The sequence below is a fragment of the Stenotrophomonas tumulicola genome, from assembly GCF_014117215.1.
GTDB lineage: Bacteria > Pseudomonadota > Gammaproteobacteria > Xanthomonadales > Xanthomonadaceae > Stenotrophomonas > Stenotrophomonas tumulicola.
The window spans coordinates 653,974-672,876 of the sequence record NZ_JACGXS010000001.1 but is presented as its reverse complement, the minus strand read 5'-3'; the positions used below and the strand labels follow the sequence as shown (position 1 = coordinate 672,876).

Annotated in this window: 21 protein-coding genes; 4 read left to right on the top strand and 17 right to left on the bottom strand. The window is 64.0% G+C overall.

Annotation, left to right across the window (positions count from 1 at the left end; genetic code table 11):
- Positions 1-123 precede the first annotated feature (123 nt).
- From H4O11_RS03140 to ppsR, 9 genes are all read right to left on the bottom strand, one after another.
- Positions 124-339, bottom strand: coding sequence for a hypothetical protein (locus H4O11_RS03140; RefSeq protein WP_182337960.1), 216 nt, complete (start codon positions 337-339; stop codon positions 124-126).
- 212 nt (positions 340-551) lie between these two features.
- On the bottom strand, positions 552-995 hold the full coding sequence (locus tag H4O11_RS03135) for a hypothetical protein (protein WP_182337959.1): 444 nt from the start codon (positions 993-995) through the stop codon (positions 552-554).
- Positions 992-1,198 (bottom strand): PspC domain-containing protein, encoded by a 207-nt coding sequence (locus H4O11_RS03130; protein ID WP_182337958.1) that lies wholly within the window; start codon positions 1,196-1,198, stop codon positions 992-994. Before H4O11_RS03130 ends, H4O11_RS03135 begins: the two co-directional genes overlap by 4 nt.
- A 50-nt stretch (positions 1,199-1,248) precedes the next feature.
- Positions 1,249-2,319: a class III poly(R)-hydroxyalkanoic acid synthase subunit PhaC gene (locus H4O11_RS03125; RefSeq protein WP_182337957.1), complete on the bottom strand. Its 1,071-nt coding sequence runs from the start codon at positions 2,317-2,319 to the stop codon at positions 1,249-1,251.
- Entirely contained in the window at positions 2,316-3,398 is a 1,083-nt protein-coding gene (gene phaE / locus H4O11_RS03120; protein WP_182338405.1) for a class III poly(R)-hydroxyalkanoic acid synthase subunit PhaE, read from the bottom strand. Before phaE ends, H4O11_RS03125 begins: the two co-directional genes overlap by 4 nt.
- A 13-nt stretch (positions 3,399-3,411) precedes the next feature.
- Complete coding sequence (locus tag H4O11_RS03115; RefSeq protein ID WP_182337956.1) at positions 3,412-4,026, bottom strand: CDP-alcohol phosphatidyltransferase family protein; 615 nt, start codon at positions 4,024-4,026, stop codon at positions 3,412-3,414.
- 290 nt (positions 4,027-4,316) lie between these two features.
- A complete protein-coding gene (locus H4O11_RS03110) occupies positions 4,317-4,805 on the bottom strand; it encodes an NUDIX hydrolase (protein ID WP_182337955.1) in 489 nt (162 codons plus the stop codon).
- A 40-nt stretch (positions 4,806-4,845) separates the two neighbouring features.
- The gene (locus tag H4O11_RS03105; RefSeq protein WP_182337954.1) at positions 4,846-5,358 is read right to left on the bottom strand and encodes a DUF1249 domain-containing protein; all 513 of its coding nucleotides are present in this window, start codon (positions 5,356-5,358) and stop codon (positions 4,846-4,848) included.
- Positions 5,359-5,846: 488 nt separating this feature from the next.
- Complete coding sequence (ppsR, locus tag H4O11_RS03100; RefSeq protein WP_182337953.1) at positions 5,847-6,668, bottom strand: posphoenolpyruvate synthetase regulatory kinase/phosphorylase PpsR; 822 nt, start codon at positions 6,666-6,668, stop codon at positions 5,847-5,849.
- Positions 6,669-6,814: 146 nt separating this feature from the next.
- Between ppsR and ppsA the strand changes: the two genes are divergently transcribed.
- Both ppsA and H4O11_RS03090 read left to right on the top strand, forming a co-directional pair.
- Positions 6,815-9,193 (top strand): phosphoenolpyruvate synthase, encoded by a 2,379-nt coding sequence (gene ppsA, locus H4O11_RS03095; RefSeq protein ID WP_182337952.1) that lies wholly within the window; start codon positions 6,815-6,817, stop codon positions 9,191-9,193.
- A gap of 171 nt (positions 9,194-9,364) precedes the next feature.
- Positions 9,365-10,255 carry a mechanosensitive ion channel family protein gene (locus H4O11_RS03090; RefSeq protein WP_182337951.1) on the top strand — a complete coding sequence of 297 codons (891 nt, stop codon included), beginning with the start codon at positions 9,365-9,367 and terminating at the stop codon, positions 10,253-10,255.
- A gap of 75 nt (positions 10,256-10,330) precedes the next feature.
- Here the strand turns inward: H4O11_RS03090 and H4O11_RS03085 are convergent, their stop codons facing one another.
- From H4O11_RS03085 to H4O11_RS03060, 6 genes are all read right to left on the bottom strand, one after another.
- Positions 10,331-11,443 carry an alkene reductase gene (locus H4O11_RS03085; RefSeq protein ID WP_182337950.1) on the bottom strand — a complete coding sequence of 371 codons (1,113 nt, stop codon included), beginning with the start codon at positions 11,441-11,443 and terminating at the stop codon, positions 10,331-10,333.
- A gap of 130 nt (positions 11,444-11,573) precedes the next feature.
- Positions 11,574-12,425: an EcsC family protein gene (locus H4O11_RS03080; protein WP_182337949.1), complete on the bottom strand. Its 852-nt coding sequence runs from the start codon at positions 12,423-12,425 to the stop codon at positions 11,574-11,576.
- An 80-nt stretch (positions 12,426-12,505) separates the two neighbouring features.
- The gene (gene orn, locus H4O11_RS03075; protein WP_182337948.1) at positions 12,506-13,078 is read right to left on the bottom strand and encodes an oligoribonuclease; all 573 of its coding nucleotides are present in this window, start codon (positions 13,076-13,078) and stop codon (positions 12,506-12,508) included.
- 68 nt (positions 13,079-13,146) lie between these two features.
- Positions 13,147-13,668 carry a tRNA adenosine(34) deaminase TadA gene (tadA, locus tag H4O11_RS03070; protein ID WP_182337947.1) on the bottom strand — a complete coding sequence of 174 codons (522 nt, stop codon included), beginning with the start codon at positions 13,666-13,668 and terminating at the stop codon, positions 13,147-13,149.
- Positions 13,665-14,117, bottom strand: coding sequence for a manganese-binding transcriptional regulator MntR (gene mntR / locus H4O11_RS03065; protein ID WP_182337946.1), 453 nt, complete (start codon positions 14,115-14,117; stop codon positions 13,665-13,667). Before mntR ends, tadA begins: the two co-directional genes overlap by 4 nt.
- A 117-nt stretch (positions 14,118-14,234) precedes the next feature.
- The gene (locus tag H4O11_RS03060) at positions 14,235-15,344 is read right to left on the bottom strand and encodes a DNA adenine methylase (RefSeq protein WP_182337945.1); all 1,110 of its coding nucleotides are present in this window, start codon (positions 15,342-15,344) and stop codon (positions 14,235-14,237) included.
- 485 nt (positions 15,345-15,829) lie between these two features.
- Between H4O11_RS03060 and H4O11_RS03055 the strand changes: the two genes are divergently transcribed.
- Together H4O11_RS03055 and H4O11_RS03050 are read left to right on the top strand one after the other, a co-directional pair.
- Positions 15,830-16,234 carry a hypothetical protein gene (locus tag H4O11_RS03055; RefSeq protein ID WP_182337944.1) on the top strand — a complete coding sequence of 135 codons (405 nt, stop codon included), beginning with the start codon at positions 15,830-15,832 and terminating at the stop codon, positions 16,232-16,234.
- Between the two features lie 29 nt (positions 16,235-16,263).
- Positions 16,264-16,524 (top strand): helix-turn-helix domain-containing protein, encoded by a 261-nt coding sequence (locus tag H4O11_RS03050; RefSeq protein WP_182337943.1) that lies wholly within the window; start codon positions 16,264-16,266, stop codon positions 16,522-16,524.
- Positions 16,525-16,772: 248 nt separating this feature from the next.
- On the opposite strand, the gene H4O11_RS03045 is transcribed toward H4O11_RS03050, so the two are convergent.
- Both H4O11_RS03045 and H4O11_RS03040 read right to left on the bottom strand, forming a co-directional pair.
- Positions 16,773-17,765: a DUF6708 domain-containing protein gene (locus H4O11_RS03045; protein WP_182337942.1), complete on the bottom strand. Its 993-nt coding sequence runs from the start codon at positions 17,763-17,765 to the stop codon at positions 16,773-16,775.
- Between the two features lie 372 nt (positions 17,766-18,137).
- A complete protein-coding gene (locus H4O11_RS03040; RefSeq protein ID WP_182337941.1) occupies positions 18,138-18,884 on the bottom strand; it encodes a putative type VI secretion system effector in 747 nt (248 codons plus the stop codon).
- Positions 18,885-18,903 lie beyond the last annotated feature (19 nt).

Here is an 18,903-nt window from a genome sequence, read left to right as displayed (position 1 = left end):
CCTGCCGGCGACGGCATCCTTGCAATGGGCTGGGGATCCGTCGCCGGGCGTGGCCCGGCACTACATGCGGCAGGCCCATGGCCAGGACACGCGTTGGCGGCGTGTCCGGGCCCCTGCTGATGATCAGCGGTAGTGGCGGGCGGCTTGCTGCATGACGATGTCGTCGCGCAGCCCTTCCAGCGCCATCAACCTGACCTTGCCCACGCCCTGCAGTTCCATGAACCGCTCCGTGTAGATCTCCGGCCCCAGCGCGGTATCGGCGCGGGATTTGCTGAAGCCATAGGGCATCACGCCCTTGTCGCCGTCCTTGCTACCACCGACATAAAGAACAATTGCCATGTGATGTCTTCCTCTACGTTACGTACTGCATTGCTATCAGGAGGCGGCTGCAGTACTGCCATCACCACCACCTTGGGCCAGCATAGCGCGTCCTGGCTGACTGGCTTGTCACCAAGGGTAATGACGACCCGTTGCATGGAAATGACGGCCGTTTCCAGCGAAATGCTTACGTGTTTTTAACGGGACAGTAACGTAACGGTCGTCGATGCCGGCTAGCGGGGCCACCAGCCGTGGCCATGCCGCGCGTAATGATCCGCCGCCCGTTCGAACGGATTGCGCACGCTGACGCCGCCGCACAGCAGGTAGACCGGCAGGTACAGCGGCCCCAGCACCAGGTACTGGTAAACATGTGCGCGCTCGTGGTCGTCCAGGCGGATCATCGGCTCCACGCAGCGGCCTGCCTGGTGTGCATAGGTGCGGCAGGCAATGCCCAGGTCCGCACCGGTGTGCAGGATGACGTTGCCCAGCGTGATGGCCCCGCCCGGCCCCCACGGCCAGTGATCGAACACCACGGCGCAGTCACGCGCGCTCCAGCGCGGGCGTGCCCCGGCCAGCATGCCCACCGCGCCACCGGCCAGGCCGATCAGCGTATTGGGTGCGGTCCACAGGGCGCCCAGCACCTGCAGCAGGCGCAGCCATGGCGGGGACCGGCTCAATCGGCTTCGTTGGGAATCAGCAGCCACAGGATCAGGTAGACCAGGATGCCGGGAAAGGCGGCCGAAGCGATCGAAATGATCACGAACAGGATGCGCAGCAGCGTGGCGCTCCAGCCGAAGCGGTGGGCAATGCCGCCCATGACACCGGCAATCATGCGGTCGTTCAGTGAACGCGACAGGGTACGGGGCGTGGCGGTGTTCATGGGCAGGCTCCGGTTCAAGTGCACCGACTGTAACCGCAGTGCTGTCTACGTCAGGTGGCCTCGCGCGCCAGCAGCCACCCATGGATGGTCGCAGGCACCTCGCGCTGGGCCCTGCCGGAAACATATATCCCGATATGCCCGCCGCGGAAGCTGGATTCGGTGTAATCGGTGGAGCCCAGCCGGCCACGCATCGCGCGCGATGCATCCGGCGGCACCAGGTGGTCCTGCTCGGCGTAGATGTTCAGCACCGGCAGCGTCACCTTGGCCAGGTCGACCGTTTCCGCGCCGATCCGCACCCCGCCTTCGATCAATCCGTTGGCCTGGTAGAACTGCTTGATGAAGTCGCGGAACGCCTCGCCCGCCAGGTCCGGGGAATCGAAGATCCACTTCTCCATGCGCAGGAAATCCTCCAGCGCGGCCTTGTCGTCGAGGATGTCCAGCAGCCCCACGTACTTCTGCACATTGAGCCGGAACGGCTTGAGCATCAGGTAGCTGGCGTTCATCAGATCGGCCGGGATGTTCCCCAGCGTGTCCACCAGCAGGTCCACGTCCACGTGCCGCGCCCAGTGCGAGAGCATGTTGTCGGGCGTATGGAAATCGACCGGGGTGACCATGGTCACCAGGTTGGCCAGCTTGCGTTGGCGCAGCGCGGCGTAACACAGCGCGAATACGCCGCCCTGGCAGATGCCGAGCATGTCCACCGGGCCGCCACTGCGGCGGGCCAGGGCGTCCACCGCACCGTCGATGAAGCGCAGCAGGTAGTCTTCCAGCGTCAGGTAACGCGCGGATCGGTCCGGGTAGCCCCAGTCCAGCACGTATACGTCATGGCCCAGCGCCAGCAGTTTCTGCACCAGCGAACGATCAGCCTGCAGGTCGACCATGTAGGGACGGTTGACCAGCGCATAGACGATCAGCAGCGGGCGCTTCCGGGTGGGCGCCTCGGTGCCGACGAAGCGGTACAGCGCCACCTTGCCGTCGCGCCATATCTCTTCGCGGGCGGTCGCGCCGTAATCCACGTCGTCCACCGATGGCAGCAGTTGCAGGCCTTCCATCAGCTTGCGCTGCATGGCCAGGGTCTCCTGCATCAGGTCATCGGCGTTGAAGCCCAACGGGCCTTTCATGTGCGTGGTTTCCGTGGCTTGGGTGGGCTCTTCTTCGCGGCTGCGGCCCTGCGCGGGCCGGGCGCCGGGGACGGTGCGGGCGCAGCACGCTTGCGGGCCCGGGGTGCCGCCTTGGCGACCTTGGCCGTCGCCGGTTGCGCCGCCTGTGCCCAAGGGTCGTCCTGCGCGGTCCCGCTCAACTGTTCGACCGTGGCCTGCAGGCGCCGGAGCTGCCGCTCCAGCTCCGCGATGCGCTGGTGCGCCGCATCCATCTCGGTGCGCGTGGGCAGCCCCACCCGCTCGCTGATCTGCTCCACTTCGCGCTGCACGGCCGACCGCAGGCGCATCTGCGCATTGCCCAGCGAGGCATAGACCTGCTGGAACGCATCGGACAGCGCGACCTTGGCATAGGCCTCTTCGGCCACCTCGATCCACAGGTCGAACATCGCCCGCGCACTGGTCAGCTGGCTGCCCGGCGTTTCGTGCTCACCCAGCCGTTTTTCGAACAACGCGAAAGCATCGTCCAGCGCCTGCCGGATCTGCTCGACATACGCATTGGAGTGCGCCTGGAACTCCTGCTGCGCCTGCAGCAGCTTCTGCCAGCGTGCCTGGTGCTCGCGTCCCGGACCGAATGCCGGCCCCTGCAACCACGGCGCCAGGCGCTCCTGCCATTGCTCCAGCATGCCGACGATATCGTCCAGGCCACCCTCCACGCCGGTGCTGCCGCGCGCGCCCTGCAACATCCAGTGCAGCAGCCCCTCGTCCTTGCCCTGCCCCATCACCGCTTCGCGCCAGGCCTGGGCGACATCGGCACTGCTGGCATCGCGACCGGCAAAGCGCGCCGCGACCTGCTGCATGGTGCCGTACCAGCCGCCGGCCTGCTGGCGGAAACGATGCAGGGCATCATCGGCGGGGCCGGGGCCACGCTCGGGCAGCAACTGCGCCCACCAGTCCAGCACCTGCTTCCAGTCTCCCGGGTCGTTGCCGCCACCGCCCACGCCGGTGCTTCCCGCGTGGCGCAATGCATCGCCCCAAGCGCTGTAATACTGCCGCGCCAGGTCCTCGAAGCCCTTGTCGTTGTCGCTGCCGTGCTCGCTCATGCCTGTTTCCGCATCAAGGTTTGGGGACATGCAGGGTCTTGCTGATCATCAGCGACCCCGACAACGCGAACAGCAACACCAGCGGATGCAACTGCCACGGACCGACCTGCCACTGGCCCAGCCACAGGTCGGCGCCGATGCCGCCGGTGCTGGCGGCAATGGCCAGCACGATCACCAGCAGCAGGCTGCTGGGAATGGGCGTGCCCTCGAAATACGGCACCTTGTCCTCGCCTTCGGCCAATGCCTCGGCGGTAACGTTGTAGCGCGCCAGGCGGCTCACACCGCAGCAGACGAAGTAACTCAGCACCAGCCAGTCCCAGCCGCCCTGCATGCCACAGGCATAGGCCAGCGCGGCCGGCGCCACGCCGAAGGAAATCACGTCGGACAACGAATCCAGCTCGCGACCCAGGGTGGAACTGGATTTGCGCCAGCGCGCGATGCGCCCGTCCAGCGCATCGAAGATGAAAGCCAGCGGGATCAGCGCCATGCCGAACAGCAGATAGCCATGCGCCCCATCCTGCAGGAACCGCATGGCGGCAAACACCGCACCGGTGCCGCAGAACGCGTTGGCCAGGGTGAACCAGTCTGCCAGGTGGAACTCGCGCAGCATGGAGAAGTGTCGTTTCATGGAAACTCACGGGACAACGGTGGGTTACAGGTTACGCGAGCGGGCATCACGGCGACAGACAGCAGGGCGACAGCTGCGCTCGGGGGCCCGTTCATCCGGCCATCACATATCTTCATTCGTGGTGAATTTTTGGCCACCCATCTTGACAGCCTTGGCCCTCGGGGCCGCATGGCGGTTATCCACAAAGTTGCTCACCAACAATCCACACCCCCTGTGGACAAGTGACGCACCGACGCGCCCTGGCCGTGGCTGATTGACGGGCATGGCCCGCCACTACCCGCCATGGCGCGTTACAGGCGGCTGTACTTCCACGACTGCATACGTCCATCACGATAAGGCATGACGCCATGGAACGGACGCGGGTCCGCGTCGAACACCAGCGGCAGGAAATGGCGGTCGCCTTCCCACATCGGCAGCGCGTCCAGCTTGTCCCGGTCCACCCATTCCAGCGTGCCTTCATGGTTGCCCGCATGCGGGGTGCCTTCGAACGCGTCCACCACGAACACGAAACCGAACCAGTCCTCGCCGTGCTTGCCGAAACCCGGCCAGCTGATGGTGCCGCGCAACTGCATCGAGGTGCAGTCGATCCCGGCCTCTTCCTGGATCTCCCGGCGCATGCCGGCCGCCACGTCCTCGTCCGGATCCAGCTTGCCACCCAGCCCGTTGTACTTGCCCAGGTGATGGTCCCCCGGCCGCGTGTTGCGATGGATCATCAGCACCTGGCGACGATCCGGCGAAAGCACATAGCCCAGGGTGGCGACGATCGGCGTGTACGGCATGCGGCGTTCCAGCGGTGGGGAAGCCGACGATTATGGACGATCAGGGAACCAGCGACAGGCGCCGTCCGGCAGTCATGGCCGCCGCCGCATGCGGGTCGCGCACCAGCGTCGCCACGCCATGACCGCGTTCGGCCAGGTATTCCAGCCATTTGCCCAGGAAGGTGTTCATGCGCATGCGGTGGCTGATCAGCTCAGCCGGCGGCGGATACATGCCGACCACGTCCTGCCAGCGGCGGCCCACGTAGCAATGGGTGGTCTCTGCCTGCCGCGCATCGCGGTACAGGCGGATATAGGCCGACGGATCCGGCTGCCCGGTCACCGGGTCGCACAGGTCGTAGGTCAGGCGCAGTTCCACCGTGTAGGCATGGCAGGCAATAACGTCCAGGCGCACGTCCAGCCCATCGCCCACCGAGGACACATAGCTGCCGACCACCAGGTCGCCGGGGGCGAACAGTCGCACCAGGTGCCGGTGGTTTTCCGCATACAGCCCCATCAACCAGCTCAGCCGGCTCAGCCGTGGGATGCGTTCGATGCGGGGACGTGCTCGTGCCATGGATTGATCCTACACGTTCTGCAGCGCCGAGCCATGCTCGGCGAGCGCAGCGGCCCGCCCTTAGCCGACAATCCGCCGGGCATGGCCCGGCGCTACCCGAGCACCGAACCCCCCGTAGCGCCGAGCCATGCTCGGCGAGCGCAGCGGCCCGCTCTTATCCGACAATCCGCCGGGCATGGCCCGGCGCTACCCGAGCACCGAACCACCCGTAGCGCCGAGCCATGCTCGGCGAGCGCAGCGGCCCATCCTTAGCCGACAATCCGCCGGGCATGGCCCGGCGCCACCCGAGCATCGAACCACCCGTAGCGCCGAGCCATGCTCGGCGAGCGCAGCGGTCCGCCCTTAGCCGGCAATCCGCCGGGCATGGCCCGGCGCTACCCGAGCACCGAACCACCCGTAGCGCCGAGCCATGCTCGGCGAGCGCAGCGGCCCGCTCTTATCCGACAATCCGCCGGGCATGGCCCGGCGCTACCCGAGCCGGGCGCGGCTCAATACATCTCGCGGCGCAGCCCCAGCGTCGCCAGCACCTTGCTGGAAATCTCCTCGATCGAGGTATGCGTGGTGCTCAGCGTGGGAATCCGTTCCATCTGGAACATGCGTTCGGCAATGGCTACTTCCTTCCGGCAGGTCTCGGCACTGGCATAACGCGAGTTCGGCCGCCGTTCCTGGCGGATCTGCTGCAGCCGCTCCGGGTCGATGGTCAGGCCAAACAGCTTGCGCCGGTAATTGCGCAGGCGCGGCGGCAACCGTTCGCTGTCCAGGTCCTCGTCGGTCAGCGGATAATTGGCCGCGCTGACCCCGTAATGCAATGCCAGGTAAATACAGGTCGGGGTTTTGCCGGCCCGTGATACCGCCACCAGGATGACATCGGCGTCATCGTAATTCACCGCGATTCCATCATCGTGGCTCAGCGCGAAGTTCATCGCGTTGATGCGGCGATGGTAGGTTTCGAAGTCGACCATGCCGTGCGCCTGGCCCACCCGCGACACCCGCGGCGAGGACAGCTCGGCCTCCAGGGTTTCAATGAAAGGGGCGAAAACGTCCAGCATCAACGCCCCGCTCCCGGCCAGGATCACGCTCAGGCCCTGGTCCACGCAGGAATTCACCACGATCGGCCGCACCTGGTAGCGTTCGCCCGCCGCCCGGATCCGGGCACAGGCTTCAGTAGCCTTTTCAGGATCGTCGATGAACGACATCCGGTCGGTAACGAAACTGAATCCAGCGAACTGGGTCAGCAGGCTATGCCCAATGGTTTCAGCGGTGATACCGGTTCCATCGGAAACATAAAACACCGGTCGGATGGTCGTCATTCGCGCTTTTTCCCAGTGTGAAACCTAAAACCAGTGCCATCGCAAGCTTGTGCCGATGGCCGTCCGACCGGCATCATAGCGGCTTCTTCCTACGGACGCGGCCATTCCCAGCCCGCCTCGGGCGATGGCCATACGGAGCATCGCGCTTGAACGAGAATATCCTGTGGTTGCACGAACTGCGCTTGGCCGACCTGGCCCGCGTAGGTGGCAAGAATTCGTCGCTTGGCGAAATGATCGGCAATCTCGACGGTCTCGGGGTCTCCGTGCCCGGTGGCTATGCCACGACCTCTGAAGCCTTCAAGGACTTCATTGCCCACAACGACCTGTCCAAGCGGATTTTCGACAAGCTGGCCACGCTGGATGTCGAGGACGTTGCCGCATTGACCGTAGCCGGCAAGGAAATCCGCGGCTGGGTGATCGACGCCCCGCTGCAGCCGCAGCTGGACCAGGACATCCGCAGCGCCTATGCAAAGCTGAGCGCCGACAACGGCGGCGGTGATGTCGCCGTGGCAGTGCGCTCCTCGGCCACCGCCGAAGACCTGCCCGATGCCTCGTTTGCCGGCCAGCAGGAAACCTTCCTCAACGTGACCGGCGCCGACGACGTGGTGCTGAAGGTCAAGGAAGTGTTCGCCTCGCTGTACAACGACCGCGCCATCGCCTACCGCGTCCACCACGGTTTCAAGCACGAGGACGTGTTCCTGTCCGCCGGCGTACAGCTGATGGTGCGTTCAGGCGTGGGTTCGTCGGGCGTTCTGTTCACCCTGGACACCGAATCGGGCTTCCGCGACGTGGTGTTCGTCACCTCTTCGTTCGGCCTGGGCGAGATGGTCGTGCAGGGTGCAGTGAATCCCGATGAGTTCTACGTCTACAAGCCCACGCTGACCGCCGGCAAGCCGGCGATCCTGCGCCGTTCGCTGGGCAGCAAGGCAATCCGCATGGTGTATTCGGATGTCCCCGGTGAGCGCGTGCGCATCGAAGACACTCCGGCCGAACTGCGCAACACCTTCTCCATCAGCGACGAGGACGTGCAGGAACTGTCCAAGCAGGCGCTGGTCATCGAAAAGCACTACGGCCGCCCGATGGACATCGAGTGGGCCAAGGACGGTGTCAGCGGCAAGCTGTTCATCGTGCAGGCGCGTCCGGAGACAGTGAAGTCGCGCAGCCATGCCACCCAGATCGAGCGCTTCGCGCTGACCCAGACCGATGGCAAGGTGCTGGCCGAAGGCCGCGCCGTGGGCGCCAAGATCGGTGCCGGCACCGCGCGCGTGGTGAAGTCGCTGGACGACATGGCCCGCGTGCAGCCCGGCGACGTGCTGATCGCCGACATGACCGACCCGGACTGGGAGCCGGTGATGAAGCGTGCCTCGGCCATCGTCACCAACCGGGGCGGCCGCACCTGCCACGCGGCGATCATCGCGCGTGAACTCGGCGTGCCGGCCGTGGTCGGCTCGGGCAATGCCACGCAGCTGATCCAGGACGGCCAGGAAGTGACCGTCAGCTGCGCCGAAGGCGATACCGGTTTCATCTACGAAGGCAAGCTTGGGTTCGAGCGCACCACCACGGACCTGGGCAACATGCCGCCAGCGCCGCTGAAGATCATGATGAACGTGGCCAACCCGGAACGTGCCTTCGATTTCGGCCAGCTGCCGAACGCAGGCATCGGCCTGGCACGCCTGGAAATGATCATCGCCAGCCATATCGGCATCCATCCGAACGCGCTGCTGGAATACGACCGCCAGGATGCGGAAACCAAGAAGAAGATCGACGAGAAGATCGCCGGCTACGCCGACCCGGTCAGCTTCTACGTGGGCCGCCTGGCCGAAGGCATCGCCACGCTGACCGCGTCGGTGGCACCGAACCCGGTGATCGTGCGCCTGTCGGACTTCAAGTCCAACGAGTATGCCAACCTGATCGGCGGCAGCAACTACGAACCGCACGAAGAGAACCCGATGATCGGCTTCCGCGGTGCCAGCCGTTACGTCGACTCCAGCTTCTCCGAAGCATTCGCGCTGGAATGCAAGGCCGTGCTGCGCGTGCGCAACGAAATGGGCCTGGACAACCTGTGGGTGATGATTCCGTTCGTACGCACGCTGGAAGAAGGCCGCAAGGTCGTCGAAGTGCTGGAACAGAATGGCCTGAAGCAGGGCGAGAACGGCCTGAAGATCATCATGATGTGCGAAGTGCCGTCCAATGCACTGCTCGCCGATGAGTTCCTGGAGATCTTCGATGGCTTCTCGATCGGTTCCAACGACCTGACCCAGCTGACCCTGGGCCTGGACCGCGATTCGTCGATCGTCGCGCACCTGTTCGACGAGCGTAACCCTGCCGTGAAGAAGCTGCTGTCGATGGCGATCAAGTCGGCACGCGCCAAGGGAAAGTACGTCGGCATCTGCGGCCAGGGCCCGTCGGACCACCCGGACCTGGCCGAATGGCTGATGCAGGAAGGCATCGAATCGGTATCGCTGAACCCCGATACCGTGGTCGACACCTGGCTGCGCCTGGCCAAGCTGAAGCAGGCCGGTTGAGGGCACGCCGGGCATGGCCCGGCGCTACCGCGACTGGATCTTTAAGGGTACGCCGGGCATGGCCCGGCGTACCGCGACAGGATCTTTACCGGTTGGCCGACATACTCCTGTGACACACAAGCCCCGCGTATGCGGGGCTTGTTGTTTCCAGTGTCCTCCCAGGAGATCCGCATGCCTGCCGCAGCCCCTACCCCCGACACCGCTCCGCCGCTTCCCGGCGCATCCTGGTTGCAGAACCTGGACTGGGAACGCATCTTCGAAACCTACGGCCTGCCGCTGATCGGTGCGATCGTGGTGCTGCTGGTCGGCATCTGGATCGCACGCCGGTTGTCCAACGTACTGCCCCGTGCCACCGCACGGGTCGGGCTGGACCCCATGCTGGGCAGCTTCATGCGCAACGTGGTGTATGCCGCCGCACTGGTGATCGTGGCGGTGCTGGCGATCGCGACCCTCGGGGTGCCGATCTCACCGCTGCTGGCCGTGCTGGGCACCGCCGGCCTGGCCGTCGGCCTGGCCTTGAAGGATTCGCTGTCCAACATCGCCTCCGGGGTGATGCTGGTGACCCTGCGTCCTTTCCGCGTCGGCGACGTGGTAACCGTGGCCGGGCAGACCGGCACCGTGCGCGAAGTGCGCATCTTCCAGACCGTCCTCACCGGTGCGGACAACCAGCACACCACCATCCCCAATACGCTGATCACCGCCGAGCCGATCATCAACCTCACCGCCGAGCCCACGCGCCGGATCGAGCTGGTCATCGGCATCGGTTACGAGGATGACATCCAGCTGGCACGCGACACCGCCTTGTCGATCATGAAAGCCGACAAGCGCGTGCTCGCCACGCCGGCACCGGACGTGGTGGTGTACGAGCTGGGCGCGCACTCGATCAACCTGGGCATCCGCTGCCATGTGCTGGCCGACGACCACTTCGGCACCAAGGTGACCCTACTGGAGCAGCTCAAACTGGGGTACGACAAGGCTGGCATCAACATTCCCTACCCGCAGCAGGACATGCACCTGTACCTGCACGGCAAGGACAGTGGCGTGGGTGGAGCGGGTCCATGACCCGCTGCCTTTACCGTGTCCAGCGGGCCATCGGCCCGCTCCACCTGCTCCCGCCGGGCATGGCCCGGCGTTACCTTACGCTGCGGCTTCTTCCAGCATCGGGTAATCGGTGAACCCTTCGGCACCACCGCCGAAATACGTTGCCCGGTCCGGTGCATTCAATGCTGCGCCCTCACGCAACCGTATCGGCAGGTCCGGGTTGGCGATGAACGGCCGACCAAACCCGATCAGGTCTGCCCACCCCTTGGCCAGCGCTTCTTCGGCGCGCTCGACGGTGTACTTGCCCGCGTAGATCAGCGTGCCGGAATAGATGATCCGCAACGCTTCCTTGAACGCCACCGGCATCACCGGCGCATCTTCCCAGTCGGCCTCGGCGATATGCAGGTAACCCACGCCCAACTGGTCCAGCAGGTGCGCCGCCGCCAGATAAGTGGCCTGCGGGGTATCGTCCACCGCGCCCTGCAGGGTGGTCAGCGGCGCCAGCCGCACGCCCACGCGATCGCCACCGGCGATGCCCACCACCGCCGCAACCACCTCGCGCAGGAAACGCAGGCGATGGGACAGCGAACCACCGTAACCATCGGTACGGTTGTTGGCCCGTGAATCGATGAACTGGTTGATCAGGTAGCCGTTGGCACCGTGCAGTTCCACACCGTCGAAACCTGCCGCCAGCGCGTTGCGGGTGGCCTGTGCGTATTCCGCGACGATGCCGGGAATCTCCTCCTCGGCCAGCGCACGCGGCATCGAATGCTGGACCATCTCGCCGACGCCGGCTCCAGGGCCCGCGCCGGTAGGGTCGACGAAGACCTTCACCCCTTCGGCCTGCAGCGCCGACGAAGACACCGGCGCGGCATTACCCGGCTGCAGGGCCACGTGCGAAACCCGACCAACATGCCACAGCTGGGCATAGATGCGTCCGCCGGCGGCATGCACCGCATCGGTCACCACGCGCCACGCGGCCACCTGCTCGGCGCTGTGGATGCCCGGCGTCCACGCATAGCCCTGCCCCTGCGGGCTGATCTGGGTGCCTTCACTGACGATCAGGCCGGCCGATGCACGCTGCGCGTAATAGCGCGCCATCTCGGCCGTGGCGGTGTTGCCCTGCGCCGCGCGCGAGCGGGTCATCGGCGGCATCACGATGCGGTTGGCCAGCTGCAGCGGGCCGAGGGAGTAAGGCGTGAACAACATGGGGGAGAGTCCTTGCGGAATAAGCATGCCGCAAGGATGGGGGCCGCCTGCGCGGGCTTACAGGCCCATCAAGGCAATACAGTTGTGCCGCCCGCGCAACGATGAGGCGGGCACAGGGCACAGCCCGGCGTCAGCGCCCGGTTGCCAGCCTCTCGTAGCAGGCCTGTACCACGTCCTCGCCATACTTCAGCTCCAGCCGGCGCACGATGAAATGGCCGCGCGCCACGTCCTGGTAGTAATCGGTGAACATCGTATTCAATGCCGCGCCAGTGGCCGCCCCGACGATCGGCACCGCCTGCGCGGCGAACTTCTCGGTGATCACCACGCCGAAACGCGCCGCCACTTTTTCCGCCAGCTTGGCCAGCAGCTTGCCGGCTTCCTTGGGCGCCACGCCCAGGGTCAGGTTGCGCCCGGTCACCACGCGCCCCGCCAGTTCGGCCGACAGGTGGCGCACCACGTCGGCGGTGAACCCGCGCGCCAGGTAATAGCCGGTTTCGCTGGCATCATCACTCTTCGCATTGCCACCCAGCGCGAACACTTCCAGGCAGGCCTGGCGGGTAGACAGATCGGCCAGGTTGAAGCCTTCGCTGCGCGCCACATCGGCCACCGCCCGCATCATGATGGTGGTCGATACCGGCAGCTCGATCAGCAGCGCGGCAAAACCGAACGCACCGCCCACGGCCCCCGAGGTGGCGGCCGCCAGCTTGTGCCAGCGCGTGGAGGCGGATTTTCCGGGCGTGTTGTCCATGCTCAGCAACGCCGCCTGCACCGCCTTGAACAGCGCTGCCTGCACCGCACCGTGGATGCGGTTGGACACCGATGCCGGCAACCGGCTGACCGCGAACTCCAGCGGCGTACCGACCAGGTTGGCCATGCGCGCGGTGATCGTCGGCGCTTCCAGCAGATTCACTGCGCGCTGCAGGTCTGCCCAGTCGGTGGGCTGGTGGGCGATATCGCGGGGCAGCAGGATCGGCTCGTTCATGGCCCCGATCATAGCGCCGGTTGCTTGAACGCTGCGTGCGCGCCCCCTGCTGAGGCCGGCCGCTGGCCGGCACGTTGCCTTCAGGCCGCCGGCAAGCCAGCCAGCTCGCCCATGAACTGCCGGTAATGGCGCAGCTCGGCAATCGAATCATGTACATCGCTCAGCGCGGTGTGGTTGCTGTTCTTGCCCACGCCCGCCGCCACCGTCGGTGCCCAGCGCCTGGCCAGTTCCTTGATGGTGGATACGTCCAGGTTGCGGTAATGGAAATACTGCTCCAGCCGCGGCATCTGCCGGTGCAGGAAACGCCGGTCCTGGCAGATCGAATTGCCGCACATCGGCGAGGCACCGGCACCGATCCATTCGGCCAGGAAGTTCACCGTCGCCGCCTCGGCCTGGCCCAGCGTGACCTGGCTGTCGACCACGCGCTGCCACAGGCCGGAGCGGCGATGCTGGTTGCGGTTCCATTCGTCCATCGCCTCCAGCCGTTCCAGCGGATGGTGGATGGCGAATTCCGGGCCCTCGGCCAACACGTTCAGCTGTGCATCGGTGACCACCGTGGCGATCTCGATGATCGAATCGTTGTCGGTATCCAACCCGGTCATTTCCAGATCGATCCAGATCAGTCGATCATTGCCCGCGCCACTTTCAGCCATCTTGGTTCCTTGCTGGAGGCAGGCCTGCGGCCGCGCCATGAATTGATGCGCGCATCATACCGCGCCGCCTAGCCTTCGTCGGTGGCCGGTGCATCCAGTGCCAGCAGCGGCCGACCGCGCTTGGCACGGAAATAATTGGTAAGCCGGTTGCTCGCCTCCCGTGCCAGCACCCCACCGTGGATCTCCACGCGGTGGTTGTGGCGGGCATCGCCGAGCAGGTCGAACACGCTGCCGCAGGCCCCGGTCTTGGGGTCGGTAGCCGCGTAGACCAGCCGCGCCACGCGGGCATGCACGATCGCCATCGCACACATCGCGCAGGGTTCCAGCGTCACGTACAACGTGCTTCCCATCAGACGGTGGTTGGCTGTCGCCTTGCCGGCACGGCGCATCGCGACGATTTCCGCATGCGCACTGGGATCGTGGTCGGCGATGTTGAGGTTCCAGCCCTCGCCCAGCACCTCACCCTGGGCACTGACCAGCACCGCCCCGACCGGGATCTCGTTGAACTCGCGTTCGGCGCGCTCGGCCAGCGCCAGCGCATGGCGCATCCAGTGCTCGTCGGCGTCGTGTACCGGCAGGCCGTCAGTCATGGGGTCTTCGCCTTCTGCAGGAAGGCCTCGAAGGCCGCCAGGGTGGCCTCGCTGACATGGTGCTCGATGCCCTCGGCATCGCGGCGCGCCGAATCGGCATCCACGCCCAGGGCCAGCAGGAACTGCTCCACGGTCTGGTGACGGGCGCGCACATCCCTTGCCAGTTGTTCGCCTTCCGGGGTCAGGAACACGCCACGGTAGGGCCGTTGCACCACCCACCCCTCCTTGGCCAGTCGTTTCAGGGCCTTGGCCACGGTGGGCTGGGCCACGCCAAGCCGGCTGGCGATATCCACCTGCCGCGCCTCGCGCCCATCGGCGATCAGGTCGGCGATCAGCTCCACGTAGTCCTCCACCAGCTCCGACCGGCGCGCCTCGCGCACCTGCGCGAAACCCTCCATATGGACCTGGGTGGCGGGCAGAACGGTCTTCGGGCGGGCGCTATCGGGCATGTGGCTATTGTACGCGGGCCGAAAGCCGCACACCCTTGGTAGCGCCGAGCCATGCTCGGCGAGCGCAGCGGCCGGTACAAGCAAGCCTGACGGCCAGCGGCCTTCAGCACCGATAGGTCAGCGCTTGTCGACCAGATACAAAAATTCGGTGACATGCGTATCGCGCGCCGCCAGGTTACGGCTGCCCCGGAACGTGTTGTAACGCGTATCCATCACGCTCACCGCGCCCAGCCCTTCCAGCCCGGCGAGGAACCGCTCATGGCTGATGAACCCCTCGGAGTTGTACGAAATCAACACGAAACTCGCGCGCACCGCCGCCACCGCATCGAACAATGCCGCCTCCGCCTCGCGCGCCTTGTTGTAGGCCGAGCGGTTCCAGTCCACGGGAATGCCGGACACCCGGCTGACCTGCTGCGGCCGCCGGTAATCGCACAGCAGGTTCAACATGAAGTAATTCGACCCATACGGATGTTCGTTGTACGGCGGATCGAAGTACGCCACGTCCACCGGATCCAGCTCGCGCACCAGTGCATTTGCATCACGTCGGTGCAGGTGCACCTCACAGGCGAAGCGGCTCAATACCGGCGCCTGTACCTCGATCGGCCGCAGGATGCGCGACAGCGCGTTGCGCGCCGTGCCGCCGAACTGCCCTATTCCCTCGCGGTTCTTGTGGAAACCCTTGAACACGCCGGATGTATTGGTATGCATGGACGCCTGCGCCAGCACCGGCGCCAGCAGGAAAGGCTGCAGCGCCGCCGGGGAATTGGCCAGCACCTGGCAGAACGTATCCAGGAACATGGCGTTGCGGCGCGTGTAGAACACCCGCTCGCCAGGCTGGATGTTGTCGTCATTGCCAGCGGCATAGAGTTCGCACAGGAAACCCGGCGCCAGGCCCGCCTGCACCGCGTCCCGCACGCGCTTCAGTTCGCCCCCCAATGCAGCGTGGTCGACATCGCCGGCGTTGGCTTGGTGGCAACGATTGCCTACGTAGCTGTACAACTCCAGGTCGTTGCAATGCAGTGCCTGCGCGTGCCGGCGCGCCAGCCGCGCAACCACGCCGGAGCCCGAAAACAGGTCCAGGAAATCGATACGCGGCTTGCCCAGGCAGGCCTTTGCATGGACGATGCCGGCCTCGATGAAAGGCAACAACGCACGCTTGTTGCCGATATAGGTAATCAGCTGGCTGCGCAGGAAGGCTTCGTGCTCGGCATCTTCCTGCGGGACCAAGCGCTGCTCCTGGGTTTTCGGGGGGACGGGCGGTGATTCTACCGTCAACGCGTGCCGTCGCCGCCTACGGGCGATGGCACGGACCACGCTGGACGCAATCCGCCTGCATCTGGATGCGTTCCCTGCGGGGATGCATCTTCGTGATCTGGACGTTTCCCGCCTGCCGCATCGACCGGTTGGTCGCGGGCAAATCCGCAATTTTCCTCATGGACGCAGGCACTTGGTGCCACGCACGATGATCGCGCTGGTGACGAAGAGCACCAGCCGGGATTGGCATCCTGTATGGACAACACATTTGGCTCTGTTTTGCCCTTTGGGCACGGCGGAGAATGCACTGCATCGCCTGTCGGTCATACGGCGGGCGATGTGTGGGGATCCTTGATCCGCCGGCCTTTTTTGTGTTTCCACCGGTATGCCAACCCGCATCGCCCGCCACCTTGCGCCCTGGCGCAGGTGGCCTCCAGCCATGCAAGGTAGGTCTACCGATGTCCCAACACCCTCTCAGCTCCGCCCGCCTACGTGCCCTGCTGGGCGACGCCATCCATGATCTGCCGCCCTACTTCATCGAGGAGCTGGAGCGGAAGCTGGAGCAGTACGACAGGGACCATCCCGCGGCTGCGCGTTTGTCCAGGTTGTCGATGGAAGCTGGCGAGAGTATCGAGTACGAGAGCGGCGGGTCATGGACGCGCCCTACCATTGAAGAGACGGTTTGCGTGCCGGTTCGTACGCTGCAGGGATTGGACGCGATCCTGGAGCTGCTGTACGCCGCGCATATCGGGCAGCGCGACGGCGACATCGACGCAATGCTCAGCGATCATCTGGTGGAAGGGTTGATCGTGGCCGGACGGGCGCTGGCCAGGTCGTCGCATGATGTGGGCGGTGGGCGGTGATCCGGGCCAACGGCAAGGCAGGCCTGCCCATGCAGTCGCCTGATCGTGCAGCCGAAATGGCGGCGTCGCTGGATGCGCGGCTCTGTCTGCGCGACGCCGATGCAGACGACATTGTGAGAACGCTGCTGCTCATCGCGGAGATGCGGGGGATCGGCGTGCCGGGAGGGCATCGCAGCCTGAGCTGCGAGACCCTGCGCCAGCAGTTGAACAGCAGGCAGTCGCTGAACTTCGCTACGGTACTGAGCGTGATGAAGACGCTGGGGATTCGATTGCGGGCAGAAGCTTCCTGACGCATCAGTAGACCTGAAGCGGCCTCGACGCCGCCTGCAGCAAACCGCTGGACCTCGGTGTCACTCAATGCTGGTCCGCCCAAGATCGCAAGCATCGACTCCCGGGACTATGCCAGACACGCCCGTTTCGTGGCTAAGGCGCCAAGCTCTTCGTCCTCGTATCAGGCGAGGTAGCCGAGCGATTTCTTGACCTGCAGCCGCTCATGGCCTTCGGACGTTGGTACCTATAATTCCCCAGGCGATATGGATCACCTCTTGCCTCCGGGCGTCTGGAGCCGGGCACCTGGGTCCACCTCAAATTCCCCAATAAGCGCAGGTTCTCGCCAGGCTCCCGGCTCTATTGCGGAACTACGCCCACTAAACAGATCCAGCGGCCATTTCGGCTTTCGGCAGCTATTAAGGGCAAGCCAACGCCATGCAGCCATGATCGTCAGGACAGGGTAATAAATCGGCGCAAGCACATATCGCAACTGCGCAAATGGCGCGCCCATCGTAAGCATTACCCAACGCCAGCAGTTCCGCCATGTCGGTTCTACCGAAAGATCGATATTGGCCTTCACGCCACGGGCAGCAAGCAAGTCAGCCCCCCCCTCCATGTATGTACAGATGAAAGACCAGAGTGACCTGACCCGCTGCTCTCCCGCTGCTTCGAAGTAATGACCGACCGAAAACATGTGAACGATCTTCTCACCGTCGAGAACAGCACCACGGAGGTCACACAAAAATTCCATGCGATCACCACGCCCGACAAACCAAAAGACCTGATCGAACGGAATAGACAAAACTCCGTTACGCCCATTATGACGAAAAATCGATACCATGCCAGAGGTACGATTGAACCTTACAGGATAATAACGATATGCAAATAGCTCCTTCCTCAACGATACATACCATATCGCAATCAGGAAGAAGACCAGGAACACGGAACCTATGCAAACTGTAGTCAGCAACTCGACCACATCATGTTTACCGCCACTCGCGAGATCATAAGTCAGCGACCAGAGCGCAAGGATTGTGCCCATAACTATTAGAAATGAAAAAAATCCAAGTAAAGTGGCCGCACTCCCGCGCACTCGAAACGCGCGATCAACAAATTCCGAAAAGTTATAGTTCAATCTTGTCAAGCTCAGCTGTTCATCCAGACCCACTTTGTCATAGCTCACAGATGAAAGCCCAGCTGCACGTTCCTCACGACTCAGGGCTCGTCCGGACGGAAAGGCCTTCAACCAACCAGTAAACATTTCATGATTCCCAGCTATTTCCTCAGAACGTCCCGTGCTGGGCACTTGGGTTCGTTTCAAATTCCCGCAATAAGCGCAAGCTCTCGCCAAGCACCCGGCTCTGCTGCAGAACTATTTCTGCTGACCAGATCAGGCAGCCATTCAGGCTTTCGGCAGCTGTTAAAAACCAGCCAGCGCCATGCAGCCAAGATCGTCAGGACAGGAGAGTAGATGGGCGCAAGCAGGTATCGTAGCCTCGCCAACGGCGCACCCATCGTAATCATTACCCAGCGCCAACAATTCCGCCAGGCAGGCTCTACCGAAAAATAGATATGGGCCTCATCAACCCCATGTGCGGCGAGCCAGCCCCGAGGGTAGGCTGCCATCGATATGTCAATAGCGGAAGTAGCTGTCGCCCATTGCAGGCGGATCGGTCGGTTTCTTCTTGGCCTTGGTCATCTTGCGAAGACTTATATTTCTGACGTTTTTCCAGCCAAGCACAGCAAATATCGGCTCGGCCATCCTGACAAACGCAGTAAAACGGCGCCCCATACGACAACCTATAACAAAGAACAACAAAAACTGGAGTGGCGAGGCGAGAAGCATAAATTTAGCAAAATCATAAAATCTATCCCCCCTCACGCCACCAGGGAAGTATGTAATAGCCATTACCAGAAGATAAATGAAAACAACAAGTGCCGCAGACACCAAGGAAGACAATCGGATAACGTTCTTCCAATGTGCTACCCCCCCCGCAGAGACATGCGGGTACAGGACGATAATTTGCTCCCTTGGATCCAGAACCGCGAACCCGGTATAGCTACCGGAAGGTGATGGCTCGACCACTACCTGGACCTCATCCTCTTCCTTGAATGGCCAGTTCCACAGCAATGCTTCTACATGCTTTCCGTCGATGTCGAAGCTAACCTGGCTGACCGGCTCACTCATCTCCTCCATGGACATCGCCACCATTCCTGCAGCGGCGCCACTCAATCCCAAGGCAGCCGCCGCGACCCCCGTTGCCGCCATCCCCTCACGGTCACCCGCGCGAAAGAACACCTCCGCTGTGGTATTGGTGACTTTTACGTTACGTAGCCTGCCGCTTAATACCTGCGCTTGACCATTCAGCTCTTGTGCCACGCTCTCTGCCTCGCCATAT